This window comes from Sorangium sp. So ce145, assembly GCF_051525985.1.
In the GTDB taxonomy this organism is placed as follows: domain Bacteria; phylum Myxococcota_A; class Polyangia; order Polyangiales; family Polyangiaceae; genus Sorangium; species Sorangium cellulosum_B.
In genome coordinates this window covers 8,341,739-8,355,491 of the sequence record NZ_CP150315.1, presented here as the reverse complement: position 1 = coordinate 8,355,491, position 13,753 = coordinate 8,341,739, and the positions used below count along the sequence as shown (strand labels likewise).

Annotated in this window: 10 protein-coding genes; 8 read left to right on the top strand and 2 right to left on the bottom strand. The window is 73.3% G+C overall.

The window, feature by feature from the left end:
- Positions 1-73 precede the first annotated feature (73 nt).
- The 4 genes from WMF34_RS30810 (at position 74) to WMF34_RS30795 (ending at position 3,633) form a co-directional block, all read left to right on the top strand.
- Positions 74-715: a hypothetical protein gene (locus tag WMF34_RS30810; protein WP_437990032.1), complete on the top strand. Its 642-nt coding sequence runs from the start codon at positions 74-76 to the stop codon at positions 713-715.
- Between the two features lie 78 nt (positions 716-793).
- Positions 794-1,477 (top strand): hypothetical protein, encoded by a 684-nt coding sequence (locus WMF34_RS30805; RefSeq protein WP_437990031.1) that lies wholly within the window; start codon positions 794-796, stop codon positions 1,475-1,477.
- Entirely contained in the window at positions 1,474-2,532 is a 1,059-nt protein-coding gene (locus tag WMF34_RS30800) for a hypothetical protein (protein ID WP_437990030.1), read from the top strand. The genes WMF34_RS30805 and WMF34_RS30800 overlap by 4 nt, the downstream gene beginning before the upstream one ends.
- A gap of 30 nt (positions 2,533-2,562) precedes the next feature.
- Positions 2,563-3,633 carry a hypothetical protein gene (locus tag WMF34_RS30795; RefSeq protein WP_437990029.1) on the top strand — a complete coding sequence of 357 codons (1,071 nt, stop codon included), beginning with the start codon at positions 2,563-2,565 and terminating at the stop codon, positions 3,631-3,633.
- Positions 3,634-3,946: 313 nt separating this feature from the next.
- Here WMF34_RS30795 and WMF34_RS30790 read toward each other — a convergent pair whose 3' ends face one another.
- On the bottom strand, positions 3,947-4,765 hold the full coding sequence (locus WMF34_RS30790) for a hypothetical protein (protein ID WP_437990028.1): 819 nt from the start codon (positions 4,763-4,765) through the stop codon (positions 3,947-3,949).
- 486 nt (positions 4,766-5,251) lie between these two features.
- Between WMF34_RS30790 and WMF34_RS30785 the strand changes: the two genes are divergently transcribed.
- Positions 5,252-6,286, top strand: coding sequence for a hypothetical protein (locus WMF34_RS30785; protein ID WP_437990027.1), 1,035 nt, complete (start codon positions 5,252-5,254; stop codon positions 6,284-6,286).
- Between the two features lie 115 nt (positions 6,287-6,401).
- Here the strand turns inward: WMF34_RS30785 and WMF34_RS30780 are convergent, their stop codons facing one another.
- The gene (locus tag WMF34_RS30780; RefSeq protein ID WP_437990026.1) at positions 6,402-7,670 is read right to left on the bottom strand and encodes a hypothetical protein; all 1,269 of its coding nucleotides are present in this window, start codon (positions 7,668-7,670) and stop codon (positions 6,402-6,404) included.
- Positions 7,671-8,289: 619 nt separating this feature from the next.
- Here WMF34_RS30780 and WMF34_RS30775 point away from each other — a divergent pair.
- From WMF34_RS30775 to WMF34_RS30765, 3 genes are all read left to right on the top strand, one after another.
- Complete coding sequence (locus WMF34_RS30775; protein WP_437990025.1) at positions 8,290-9,702, top strand: sigma-70 family RNA polymerase sigma factor; 1,413 nt, start codon at positions 8,290-8,292, stop codon at positions 9,700-9,702.
- A gap of 220 nt (positions 9,703-9,922) precedes the next feature.
- On the top strand, positions 9,923-10,492 hold the full coding sequence (locus WMF34_RS30770) for an RNA polymerase sigma factor (protein WP_437990024.1): 570 nt from the start codon (positions 9,923-9,925) through the stop codon (positions 10,490-10,492).
- A 37-nt stretch (positions 10,493-10,529) separates the two neighbouring features.
- Positions 10,530-13,742 (top strand): hypothetical protein, encoded by a 3,213-nt coding sequence (locus WMF34_RS30765; RefSeq protein ID WP_437990023.1) that lies wholly within the window; start codon positions 10,530-10,532, stop codon positions 13,740-13,742.
- Positions 13,743-13,753 lie beyond the last annotated feature (11 nt).

Genomic DNA, 13,753 nt, shown 5'->3' with positions numbered 1-13,753 from the left:
TGGGTGACCGGGGCCCCTACTCGACGGAGGGGCGGACCGCGCGCAGGCGCGGAGCGCCGAGCACGGGCCGAGGGTGGGCATCCGCGCTCTCGGAACAGTCCTCCAGCCTCGCAAATCGGTCTTCATCGACGAACATCACCGAGGGTGGGACCCGGACGACCCGCAGGCGTACGCGCTCGGGGAGAGCGAGGTGCCGTGGGTCGAGGTGCCGGACATCGCCGAGGTGAACGGGGCGTTCGACGAGGGGCGGGATCCCTACGCGGCGTACGCGGACGCGGTGCTCGCGGCGCTGGAGGCGGACGTGAGCGGCCGGGTGGTGGTCTTCCGGGCGGACTTCGTGGCGAACGTTCGGGCGTGGAGGGCCAACAGCGGAGCGCTGGAGATCGCGCTGCGCGACCGGATGGGCGTGTCGCTCGCGGAGACCAACGCGTTCCTGAAGGCGCAGAACCGGATCACCGGGTTCGTGCGGCAGTTCATGGATGCGTCGGACTGGTTCATCGAGACGCCGATCCCGCCGGACCTGCGGGTGCAAGTGGACACGGTGCTGAAGCCGCGGTTCGACGCGCTCGCGGACCAGATGAAGGACAACCTCAACCTGTGGACAGGGGACGGGTTCGACCTGGAGCAGACGCAGCTCTACCAGACGATCAGCGCGTTCGCGGGGGCGATGTCGACGGTCGCCGAGGGGTTCGGGGCGTACGCGGAGGTGATGTAGACCCTCGTCCACGCGACGACGCGCCTCGGGGTCGGATTCGTGCCGGTGGTGGGGCCGGCGCTCGACCTGTGCGAGGCCGTGACGGGCAAGGCGTGGTGCCTGCCGTCGGGGCAGGAGCTCAGCGACGAGGAGCGGATCTTCTCGGGGGTGGGGTTCGGGGTCGCGGCGATCGGGCCGATGTGGCGGGTGATCAAGACCGCCGGGGGGCTCAGGCCGTCCGCGATCCGGGTGGCCGGGGAGATCGCCGAGATCGAGGAGGCGTTCGCCAAGATCGTGAAGACGAACCGCGTCCGGGGGTACAAGACGCTCACGGGGGCGATCACGAAGTTCGATGTGGACATCTTCGAGAAGAAGGCGGCCAAGTTCCTGGTGGACGACGGAAGATCGCTCATCGGGGTCGGCGACGACGGCGTGCGCGACGTGCTCAAGATTCCGAGGGAATCGAGCCATGGCGGTAGCGAGGGTGCGGCGCCTGACTTCTTGTCGATATCCAGCGGACACAAGCTGATCGTGAGCGAAGCCAAGGGCGGCGCGAGAATCCCCTTCTTCAAGGTGCGCGATCAGCTTTTGAACGCGATGGAGGCGTTGAAGAAGAGGAGGCTCGATGGAGACGTGGCGCGGGTCGAGATCATCATCGAGCAGGGGGCGAAGTTCGATCCGAAGAAGTTCACCGTCAAGGATGGCTACCTATTCGATTGGGACGCTGGTAAGACCGTTACCCTCGAGGGCTTCAACAAACCCATCATGGTAATCCGGCTATGAGCTATTCAGGACCTCAATTTGTCGCCTGGTGCGACGAGCCAGAACGGATCGATGCGTTCGCGGCGGCGCTGTCCGCGCTGGTCATCCCGGGGTATATGTTAAGCCTGGGCATGAGCGCGAGCCTAACCTGCCGAACGTGCTCCATCGACGAGGTGCTCGCGATGGTGCGCGCTCACTTCGGAGGTTTGAAGAGCGCTCACGTGGGCTCCAGCGTGAGGCCGAACGATTCCAAGCGCGTCATGAGGTTCGACCTCGCGTGCTACCCGGAGGAAAGCGAACGTCGCCATCCTTACGGCCCCCTCAGGGTAGATGCGGGCGAACGCAAGAAGGATTTCTACCCCTACGAGCTCGCGGTGAGCAGGGGCCCCCGCTCCGTGGAGGCCGAGGCCGCGGCCGCCTACCACGTGGTCCAGGGCGACGTCGAGGACCTCCTGCTCCGCCTCTGCGCGCCGGACGCGAGCGGGCGCGTGCCGACCGGCGCCTGCACGGGCGAGGAGGACTGGATCGCCCCGGTCGCGATGTCCGCGACGTACAACGCGAACGCCGCGGAGCTCGCGCGCGACCTCGCCCTTTCGTGGGTGAGCCTCCATCATAAGGAGAGCGTCTCACGCATCGCGGGTACGCCGCTTTCGACGCTCCACGCGCGTGTGGAAGCCGCGCCGCGCGGCGCGCGCGTGCCCATGAAAGGCAAGAGCGAGCTCACGCGTTCGCTCTCGCGCGAGGCCGTCCTCAAGGCGCTCGCGACGCCGCCGGCCACGCTGCTCGAAGCGCTCGAGGCGGCGGCGGTGCCCGACGACACGTGGCGCGCGGCCGAACCCAAGGCGCGCGAGCTCCTGGAACTACGCCGCCAGCTCGAGGACGAGGACGCGGGGGAGGTCCCACCCGCCTTCTGGGTAAACATCACGACGCGCGAGCACACCCGCTTCCTCGAAGAACACGCCCCCTTCCACGTCCGGCGGCTCCCGAGCGGCGGCGTGGTGCTGGCGACCCACCCCTACCGCACCCTCTGGCCGCTCTGGTCCGACGCGCTCTTCGTGCTCGGCCTCATGTCCTGACGCAGGCTACCTCACGAGGAGGATCGATCGATGAGAGAAGGTCCGTTTTTCTTCGCCTGGTGTGACGAGGCACAGAGGGTCGATGCGTTCGGCGCGGCGCTGTCGGCCCTCATCAAGGAGCCACGGTACAGCATGCGCGCGATCATGGACCGCGACACGGAATGCCATACGATCTCCGTGGATGAAGTGGTCGCGATGCTCCGAACCCACTTCGGACGCACCGACGCGGAGACCTACTTCGTCGCATCGTTGAGCCAGGAGCACTTCGTCCATTGCATCCTTCGCTGCTTCACCGACAAGAGCGAGCGTCTCAAGCCGAAGGGCCCCATCCACATGCACGCCCGCCAGATCGAGGCCTTTGCCCCCATGCACATGGACCTCGCCTTAGACCGCGGCCCGCGCTCCGTGCAGGCCGAGGCCGTGCTCGCGTGGCACATGGCGCTGGAAGACATCGAGGATGTCCTGCTCCGCCTCTGCGCGCCGGACGCGAGCGGGCGCGTCCCGACCGGCGGCTGCACGACGGCGCGGACCTGGCTCGCGCCGGTCGCCCTGTGCGCGACGTACAACGCGGACGCCCGCGACATCGCGCGCGATCTCGCCCTCTCGTGGATCTGCCTCCACGACAAGGACAGGGTGTCGCGCACCGCGGGCCTGTCGCTGGATGCGCTCCGCGCGCGGGTGGAAGCCGCGCCGCCCGGCGCGTGCGTCGCGCTACGACATGCGGGGGCGCATTCGAGCTCTCTCTCCCGCGAAACCGTCCTCAAGGCGCTGGCAACACCACCCTCCGCCCTGCTCGAAGCGCTCGAAGCCGCGGCGGAGACACCAGACGGCGCGTGGCGCGCCGCGGAGCCGCGCGCGCGCGAGATCCACGAGCGGACGCGGCAGCGCAGGGAGAGCGATGGAGGGGGCGCGGAGACAGGCAGCGGCTCGGCCCTGTCGGAGGTCGAGATCACCCTCGACCACTTCGAGTTCCTTGTCGACCACGCCCGGTTCTACGTCCGGCGCCTCCCGAGCGGCGGCGTGGTGCTCGCGACCCACCCGTACCGCACGCTCTGGCCGCTCTGGTCGGATGCCCTCTTCGCGCTCGGCCTGATGCCCTAACGATCCCGCCCAGCCGCCGCGGCGTGCCCGCCTCGCTCGAGCGCATCGACCTGGTCGTCGAGATCGCCGGCCGGCGCTCCGAGGAGCGATTCACCTGCCCCCCGCGAGCCGAACAGCGGGACGACGTTCTCGTGGGACGGCAAGGACGCCTCCGGGCGCCCCCTCGAAGGTTGCCGGCACCAAGGAGCTCGTCACGCGGTGCGCGTTCGATGTGGCGCTCGCAGACGAGTCGGAACGGGAAGCTCGGGAGAGGATCTGGACGCCAGGTGCCGCTGGAGAGGCGCCTGGCGCCCCGGTCCTGCTGCGATGCCCCTCAGACCGGCGCGATAGGCTCGCCGGCTCCGTCGGCTGCCGCGCCGGCCGCCGGGGGGGCGGCCGGGGCGCCGCTCGCCGCCTCCCCCTTGGCGCCGCCCTGGGCGCGCCGGGCGCCGGCCTCGCGGTGCGCGTCGAGCGGGCGGAGGGCCTTCCGGACAGTCTCGAGGGTCTCGGGCTCGTCCTCGTCGACCATGCCGGCGACCTTGGTCGCGTAGTTGACGATGGCGGACTGGATGGCGCGCACGTACGTCGCGAGGTTCGATGTCGCGGCGACCTCTTTCTGTAGCTTGTCTTTCACCATCGCGTCGTAGCGCGGCAGGACATTGCCGATCTGCTCGAGGAACTCGGGCCCGGCGATCGCGTCGATCTCCGGCTTCAGGCCCGCTTCCTCGATGTGCGCGGCGATGGAGGCCATCACCGTGTTCTGCGCGGAGTACTCGGCGGTGAGGAACGACAGGCCGTCTTCGCCGAACAGCTCCTGGACGAGCTCTCCGGCGCGCCGGGCCTGCGGGAAGCGCGCCTCGGGCAGCATCGAGGTCGCGATGAGGCGCATGCGCAGCGCCCCGAAGCTCCCGTCGGCCTCCCGGTCGAGCACGCGCACGTCGTCCTCGGACAGGGCGCCGTTCTCCCGGCGGCGCGCGGTGAGCGCCTTCTGGCCTGCCTCCCCGGCGGCCTTCAGCTTCGTACACGCCTTGGCGACGTTCTCCGGCGCCGCATCCGGACAGGCTGCGACCAGCGCGTTGGCGAGGGTCACGCCATTGGCAATGTTGATGATGGGCGCGCGAACGTAGATCGAAGCATCGAACGTTTGGTCCATCGTGTACCGATATGAACGCTGATATCCCAGGTCAATCCCTCCGGTCGTCGTTAACGTGCTATGGACTGCGACTCTTTGCCTCGACGGGTCGCCGGCATGTCGGAGATGCCGCGGGGGTTCCTCGACGGGTCGCCGGCATGCTCGGAGATCCCCGGGGGTTCCCGGAACGGGTCGGCGTCGTGCCGGCGCAGGCCGATCGGGTTCTTTCCAGAGGTCGCCGACCTGCTGGAGAGGCCCGGAGGCCTCCCGGAACGGGTGATCGACCCGTCCGGCAGACCTCGAGGCCTCCGGCGCCCGCCCGTGCGGGTCTGGCGAGCCGCAGCGGCCCGGAAAAATCCGTTGCCGGGCGCCGGTCGTGGTCCGTAATTCCACTCGGAGCAGGTCGCAGCCGGCCGTGGCCCCTCGGCGCTGCCCCGCACCCCTTGCCTGACGATCGAGCGGAGTCCCTTGCGCCATCCACGTCTGAACGCCATCGGGTGGAGTGCCGTGTCCCTGGTGCTGGCCGTGCCGGCGGCCTCCGGTCAGGTCCCAGCGGGCGGCGCGCGGCTGTCCTATACGCGCGGTCCGGGCGCGGAGGGGTGCCCCAACGAGCAGGCGCTCCGGGACGTCGTCGCCGCGCAGCTCGGCGGGATGGATCCGTTCGTGGGCGGCGGCGGCGACCGGCGGATCGAGGTGGTCCTTTCGCGCAAGGGGCGGCATTTCCTGGGGGAGATCGCGCTGTTCGACAGCGACGGGCGGCGGCTCGGCGGCCAGGAGCTCACGGGCGCGGCCTGCGGGGCGCTCGTGGAGGACGTCGGCACCGCCCTTGCGATCATGCTGCGCCCGGTGCGATCGGCGCGGGGGCCGTCGCCGTCGCCGCCGGCTCCGTCACCTCCGGCGCCGGGGGAGGCGGCCACCGCGCCGGAGCCGCCGGTGACGGCTTCCCCGGGAGGGGCGCCGGCGGGGCCCCCGCGCGCGCCGGCCGCGGCGCCGTTGCCGCCGTGCCAGCCCGCCGCGCCTGCGCGGCCCGGGGAGCGCCGTGGCCCCTCGCCGGCGTGGCCGCGGCTTCAGGTCGGGGCGGGGGCGCTGATCTCCGAGGGCGTCGCGCCGGCCCCGGCGGTCGGGTTCTCGGGGTTCGTGGGGGCCCGGTGGGAGGTGTTCTCGCTCTCGCTGGAGGGACGCGTACACCTGCCAGTCGCCGCCGAGCCGTATCGGGGCATCGTCTACCGCGTGTCCTGGCTCGGGGGCTCGGTCGTCCCCTGCGGGCACGTGGCATGGTTCTTCGGCTGCGGCCTCGTCACGGCAGGCCGCGTGCGCTACCTCGGTAGGGTCAACGCCGTGGGGGATGCGTCGTGGCGCTACGTGGGGCTCGGGCTGCGCGGTGGCGTGGAGGTGCCTCTCTCGTACTCCCTTGCCGCTCGGCTCACGGGCGAGCTCGTGGCCAACCTCGAGCGTCCCGCGTTTCATCTACGTGGCCGTGAGAATTGGTCCGTGGCCGGTAGCTCCAAGGCGGGAGCCTTGCACCTCGTCGCTTCGTTCTGATCCGGCCCCGACGGTGCGCCGATCGGAGCGCGCGCGCCGGGAGCATCCCGCGTGCGGGTAAGGATGTGGACGGGCTCTGCGTCGGTGCTGTCGTCAGGATCCAGGTCCGCTTGTCTCAGGCAGGCACCGGATCAGGGATCGGCTCGGGGCGGCAGCAGAACGTCGCAGCGCCGAGCAGCGCGACGCTGCCGGTCGGCTCGCCGCCCGTCGGCGCGCAGGCGCCCGGATCGAGGCTGACAACACTCGCGGATTTGCTCCCGAGCGCCGTCCCGGGGACGATGCCGGTGCAGAGCGGAGCCGCGGAGCTCACCACCACGCCGACGGCGAACTGGGAGCACGCACCATCGCTGAACGCCGAGGCCAGGACGCTGCAGCTGCCCCCGATAGGCTCGCCGCAGCCGCAGGGGGCGCAGCCGCGTGTGTCCTCGGCGCCTGCGAAGAAGACGTGCCGGTCCGGGTAGGTCGCCGGGCAGTCCTGCTCTCCCTCATGATAGACGCACGTCAGGAACCTCTCGGGCGGCGCGGCATCGCCGGTTGGCGGCGCCGGGGTGCAGATCATCCCGGGATCGGCGCACGGCGCGAACGCGGTGCCGGTGCACGCCCGTGCGAAGAGCGCGAAGCTCCCGGCGCCTTCGGGTTCCTCCGGCCCCTCGGGGCTCTCCGCGGTCCTGGGCACGCAGCTCCCCGGAAGCACGCGGGGGGCCGGGATCTCGAGCGACTGTGCGCACGGGGCGCCATCGCACATCTGTCCGGCGGCGATCGCGCTGGCCGAGGTGCAGGCTCCGTCCCAACCTTCGGGAGCAGCGAACGGCGTCTCGGCGGCGCCGGGGACGTCGCAGGGAAAGCTGGCGTAAGCGCTCCACGCCGCCGGTAGCTCGCACGAGGCGTCCGGCGGATCGCACTGGCATGCCGGGCATGAGGGCGGCGCCGCCGCCGTGAAGTCCGCATGGCCCTCGTAGCCGACGCTCGGCGCAGCGGCGGGGCAGTCGGGCGCGCGATCCGGAGGGCCGATCCAGACCAGCGCCGGCTCGGACCAGCCGAGCGGTTCCCGCGGCACGCACTGCCCGGTGCAGGTCTCCCGCAGGTTGGGATCGAACCCGGGGACCGTCGCGCTGTCGAAATCGGCGCCAGCTCCCCCCTCCGCGCAGGCGTCGCCTGCATCAGCACCGGCATCGCCGCACGCGTCGGCGCCGTCGCCACCATCCACGGCGTCCCACGATACAAGACAAGGATAGTCCTTGATTCCAGGCTCGGGATCGTAGGGGCAAAGCCAGTGATCGGTCGTTCCGCAGCCACCAGCCCAGGCCCCCAGCACGACGGCCGTGGCGCCCGACGCCAGCACCATCCCCCGCTTCTCCCGTCGAGCCCACCTCCACATCGTCATCGTCTCACCTCTTCATTCACGGCGCAGCTCCCGAGCACGCGGTGCTGTCGCGCGAGCGCCTCGGGAGGGAAGCACGGGCAGAACGGCGCGTGAAGACCTCCCCCTCCTGGACGCTCGCGGGTCCGCATTGCGTCCGCCATCGGGTCCTTCTCGGAATGATCCGCGCAAAGAGTTCGCATCCATCGCGTGCCCGCCGAGCGAATCTCGTCGTAGCTCTACTGCGGGAAGTTACTCCGGATCAGCAGAAAAACCGCCAAGCCGCCAAGGACGCCAAGGGGAGAGGGGGAATGGGGCCGTCCCGGCATCTCCCCCCTATTCCCCGGTTTTCTTGGCGCCCTTGGCGGCTTGGCGGTTCGCTTCCCCGGCCGACTTCCCGCAGTAGAGGTACGGCGCTCAGAACGTGCCGAGAGATGCTGACAGGCTCGTCGATGGCCGCTCGCCGATGCGCCTGGTTGATCTCGCAATGATACGCGGAAACATCATGTAATGCGACAGAACGGCGGTGGCCATCGAGGCGGCCACGGGCGCGGCCCCATGTGGGGCCACCGAGCCCCGATTTTTTTTCTGCCCCGCGTACGATTTCGCCACGATCCGGCCCGTCTCGCGGGAACAAGTAGCGATGACGGAGTCTCAATCCCCCCGGCCTCCGCCGGCCCCCACCCATGACGCCGACCCCGGGCAGGCGGCCAACGCCGGCTCGGCACCGCCGGCCGACCCGCCCCCTCGCCCCACCTTCGAGGAGGTTTACACGGGCCTGCTCCCGTACGTCCTCCGGGTGCTCTGGCGGATGGGGGTGCCGGCCCGGCACCTGCGCGACGTGGCCCAGGAGGTGTTCCTGGTCGTCCACCGCCGCTTCGGGGACTACGACCCTCGCTTCTCCATGAAGGCGTGGGTGGCGGGCATCGCGTCGAACCTCGCCCTGCGGCACATGCGGCTCTCCGGGAACCGGCGGGAGCTGCTCGCGGGCTCCGAGGGCGAGCGCGTCGATGTCGCGGACCCGGGGTACGACGCGGAGCAGCGGTTCGCGCAGGCCGAGACGCAGCGGATCGTCCGCGAGCTCGTCCAGCGCATCGAGGGCGACCGGCGCGTCGTGTTCCTCCTCTACGAGCTCGAGGGCATCGAGATGCGCGAGATCGCCGCCGCGCTCCAGATCTCCGAGAACACCGCGTGGGACCGGCTGCGGCGGGCCCGCAGGGAGTTCGCGGCCGCGGTCAAGCGGCTGGGCGCGAGCGACCGCGACGCGCTCGGCGTGTACGGCGCGCGCTTCGCGCTGGCGCCGCTCGCCCTGGCCCACGCGCCGCAGCTGCTCGATCTCGGGGACGCCCGGCTCGACCTGCCGGAAGACCTCGGCGAGGTCCTCTGGGCGCGGCTTCAGGCGCGGCTCTCCGCCGGGGAGGGCGACGGGGGCGCGCCGGCCGGCCAGGCCGCGCGAGCCCTCCCGCCCGGCGAGGGCGCGGCGGAGGCCGTCCCCGCGTGGGACGCGCGCCGCGCCCCGGCGAGCCTCGCGCGGGGTGGCATCGAGATCACGCGGGCCAAGCTCGTCGCGGCAGGCGCGGCGGTGTTCCTGGGCGGCGTCGGCGCCGGCGCCGGCACGCTCTACGCTGCCTGGCCGCGCGCCGCCCCGCCGGAGATCACCCTCGTTCGCGGCGACAGGCTCGCGGCGGCCCCGGTCGGCTCGGGCGCGCCGGCCGCGCTCGCCGATGTCCCGGCGGCGCCGTCTCCTGCGCCGCCAGCCGCGACCGGCGCCAAGGCGTCCGTCCCGCCGATGGACACCGATCTGACCCTGATCCAGCGCGCGATCGCCGCGCTCGGCGCGGGAAGAGCGACCGAGGCGCTCGACGCGCTCGACCGCCATGCGCGGAGCCACCCGCGCAGCCCGAGAGCGCAGCAACGCGAGGCCCTGGCGATCCAGGCCCTCGGCCAGAGCGGCCGGCACGCCGAGGCTGCAGCGCGCGCCGCCCGGTTCCGCGAGGCATTCCCCGGAAGCGCCTATATGCCCGCCATCGAAGACGCGTTGAACGGCTCTCCTTGAACCTGTGAAATCGAGCGTGCTCGATCGATTTCGCAGCGAAGCGCGGGTGCGTCGGGGAACTCGCGCGCATGGACGCGTCATTCGAGGAACAACGGTGGCTCACCGTCGAACGCAACACACGCGTGCTCACGCGTGCCGCACGAACACCCGCCCTCCATCGCGAACGCCCTCCCCGCTGCCCGCCGCCGGCCGGCCGAGGCGCGGTGCGCCGGAGCTCGCGATGAGCCGCCGCAGCCGCCGCAAGCGCGGCGCGCCGCCTGCTCCGGCGCGCTCGACGCCGCTCCGCCCCGCGGTCTCGCCACCCCTCGCCACCCTCGTCGCGGAGCAGCGGCTGATCGCGGCCAGGCTCGTCGCGTGCGGCGTCCCAGCGCGCGATCGCGACGACGTGCTCCAGAACGTGCTCATCGCCGCGTGGAGCGCCATCCGGGCTGGCAGGTACCGCCCTGATCCACGGGTCGATCCGCGCCGCGCGCTCCAGCGCTGGTTGCATGGCATCACGTGGCGGCAAGCGGGCCATCACCTGGAACGCGCCCACATACGCCACGAGGTCCCGGTCGACGAGCCGCGCGCGCTCGTCCACGAGGGAAGCATGGACCTGGACGGCAGGCTGCTGGCCCGCGCGGCGCTCCGCGTGCTCGTCGAGCTGCCCGCGCACCACCGCGAGCTCCTCCTCGCCGCCGCAGGTCCCCAGCCGATGACCGCCTACGCCAGGGCGCACGGACTGAACCCGGATACGACCGCCGGCAGGCTTCGGATCGCCCGAAAGGCGCTCGCCGATCGGCGAGAGTAGCCGAGGCGGCCAGCGAATCACGGTAGTCTCAGCCCTGATGATGCAGTCCAGAGCGGCGGGCGCTCCCCGCCTCGCAGCGCCACCGCGCAGGTCGCGGCGCGCGGCCGCGCTCCTCGCTGCGCTCGCGCTCGCCCGCTGCGGCGGCGCGCCGCCCCGACCCGCGCCGCAAGAGCGCGGCGCGCCCGCGGCGGTACGCCCCCCGCCTCCCGCGCCCGTGCCCGCCCGCTGGGTCGACGCGAGCGGCGCGACCGTGGTCGGGCCCCGGGTCGCCGGCGGCACGCTCGCGCTCGTCGGCGGCCAGCGCGTCCTCGTCGGGGCCGACGGTGCGGCGCGGCCGGAGACCGCGGCGTGCCCCGAGCCCCTGATCGAGCTCGCGCTGGTTCCGTCCGCAGCCGGCCCGCGGCTCGTCGGGCGCGGAGTCCACGGTGTCTACCGGTTCGATGACCCGCTCGGCGCGCCCGCGGTCCTCGCCCGGTCCGAGACGGACCTCCAGCGCATCGGCGGCGGGCCCGCCGTCGTCGCGGTCTGGGACGCCATCGCCGACTCCCCGATCTTCCTCGACGTCGAGACGGGACAGCCGCGCACGCTGCCGGGCTTGCCCGCCCTGCCGCTGCGCGCCCTCGCGTTCCGCGACGCGCGGCACGGCGCCGGGCTCTTCGAGGCGGCGGGGCTCGCGGTCACGGCCGACGGCGGCGCGTCGTGGCGCCCCGTCGCGCCGTCGCCGGGCGGGGACGGAGCGGACGGCGACCCCGCCGCGCTGCTCCGCGTCGCCGACGTCCGTCTGCGCGACGGCGAGCTGATCGCCGTGATGCAGGGCAGGGCCTCGTCGTCCGGGCAGCGCGAGGCGCGGATCCTGGTCGCCGAGGCGCGGCTCGGGCCCGCGCCCGCGCCCGCCGACGACGCGCCCGAGCCCGGCGGCCCAGGCGCGCCCCTGCTCCGCTGGATCCGCGCGACGGGGCGCCACCCGCTCGAGGCGGCGATCTCGAGCGGCGCGGCGTGGGCGTCCGCCGCGATCACGGCGAGCCATGGCGTCCTCGCCCGCGTGGATCTCGCCACCGGCGCGCTCCACGAGGTCGCCCCCTTCGGCCGCGGCGACTGGCTGAACGTCTGCGGCGTCGGCCGCGCGGGACGAGCGGCGTGGGTTGCCTGCGCGCTCGGCGAGGGCGGGACGGACAGCCGCCACGATCCGTTCGGCGTGCTCCAGGTCAAGCCCGACCGCCCTCTCGGCAGCGAGCCGCCCGTCCTCGTGCGGAGCGGCGAGGCCGAGCTCCGCGTGTCCCCGAGCGGCGGCGCCCTGCTGCTCGCGCCGTGCGACGCGGATGACGAGGGCAGCGTGTGCGTGCGCCAGCCGAGCGGCCGGTGGAGCACGGTCCGCCCGGGCGCGGACGTCCGCTGGCGCGGCGCCGGCGCGCTCGCCGACGGCCGGATCGCGATCCTGCGCGGGCTCTGGGACAGCGACGTCGCGCCCCGCGACGAGCCCGCGCCGCGCGGCGACGGCCGCGAGGGCGCCTCGCCCGGCGCCCATGTCGCGGTGATCGACCCCGGCGGCAGGGAGGCTCCGCTGCTCCCGCTCGGCTGGCTGCGCGGCGGGGGCGACGACGTCAACGTGGTCAGCCCGATCGAGGAGGGGCAGGACGGCGCGCTGTCGTTCGTGGTGGCCGACGAGGCCGGAGAGCTCACCGCCGTCGTCCTTTCCCCCGGCGGCGAGGCCTCGCGGGCTCGCCTCGCCGGGGCCGCGCACGCCGTGGTCCACGCCGGCCGCGGGATCGCCGTCGGGGAAGGGAAGGTGCTCGCGTCGGATGACGCCGGCCGCACGTGGTCGCCCATCGAGGTCCCACCCGAGGCCGCGGCGGAGATCGCCCGGAGCGGCGACCTGCTCGCCGAGCCCGGGATGCTGGCCGTGAACGAGGCCGGCCTGAGGATCTCGACCCACCTCCGCGTCGGCTGGGGGCCGCCGCTGCCCGCGCAGGGAGCGCCGCCCCGCGGCCCTGCGCTCGGGGCCGCGCCGCTCCTGCCGCTCCGCCCGCCGCCGTCCCCGGCGTTGCCGGAGCGCGCGCTCGCCTGCACGACACAGCCGGGGCCGCCGCTCTCGCCGGCGGGCGTGCCGCCGCCGCGCAGCACCCAGGAGGCGCTCGCGCTGCTCGCCCGCGACGTGAAGCCTGGAGCGGACGGCCAGCGGCGCATCTCGTCGGTGAGGGACAGGCGCTGGGGCCAGCTCTCCACCGTCGCCGCGCTCGAGGTGCGCTCGCCCGACGGCGCTGCTGCCAGGGGCGCCGGCGCCGATCTCCAGGCGCGCGGCGCCTCCGCCGCGCCGCGGGCGACGTGGACGCTGCGCTGGCTCGACCCGACCGAGCTCCAGGCCAGGGTCCGCTCGTGGACGGGCCCGGCGCCCGAGGGCGTCGGCCGGGACGCGATCCTCGCCCGGTTCGCGGCGTCCGGGGGCCGTATCCTGTTCGGGGTGCGCGCCTCGGGCCGCGACGTGCTGATCCAGGTGAGGCCGGGCCGCGGCGCCGAGGTCGCCGAGGTGCCGCTGGAGCTGATGCCCGAGGCGGAGGTCGCCTTCAGCGAGGCGCCGGATGGCCCCGTCGCGTGGCTCCGCGGGGCGTCGCTCGTCGCGTGGTCCTCCGGCGAGGCCCCGCGGCCGATCGCCTCGCTCGCGAACCTCGGCGAGCCCGCGCTGGGGCAGCCGACGAGCGCCGGCGTGCCGCTCTTGCTCAGCTTCCACGGCCTGACGCTCGGCCGGACGGTGCCGATCCCGCCCGCCGCGACGACGGCGCAAGGCGCGACCGCGAAGGCCCCGCCGCTCCTGCCGCTCGACGGCTGGGAGATCGCCCCGAATGTCCGCGCCGAGCTCACCCGCATGCCGGCGTGCGCCGCGCGCCCGCCCGGCGCGCGCTTCCTGTTCGATCGGGCGAGCGCGTCCGCGACGATCGATGGCCGCCGCGCGCCCGCGAGCACGGCTGTCTATGACGTCCGTGTGTCAGGTCGTGACGTTTGCGTGGCGAAGATCGCCGCGCTGATGGATCTGGAGCGGCGGACCGACGGCCAGCCCAGCGCTGGCCCGCTCGCGTTCGTTCGCGCCGATCTCGCGGCCCGGCGCGCCGAAGGCGGCGATCGCGGCATCGGCCAAGGCGCCGGGAAGCTCGGCGGAATCGGCGGAACGGAGGGCGCGGCAGCGGGCAGACCAGCGGGCGGACCTGCGGACAGACCCGCGCGGCGCCTCGCGTGCTCGCTGCCCGTACGGCCCTGAGTTTGCCCCTC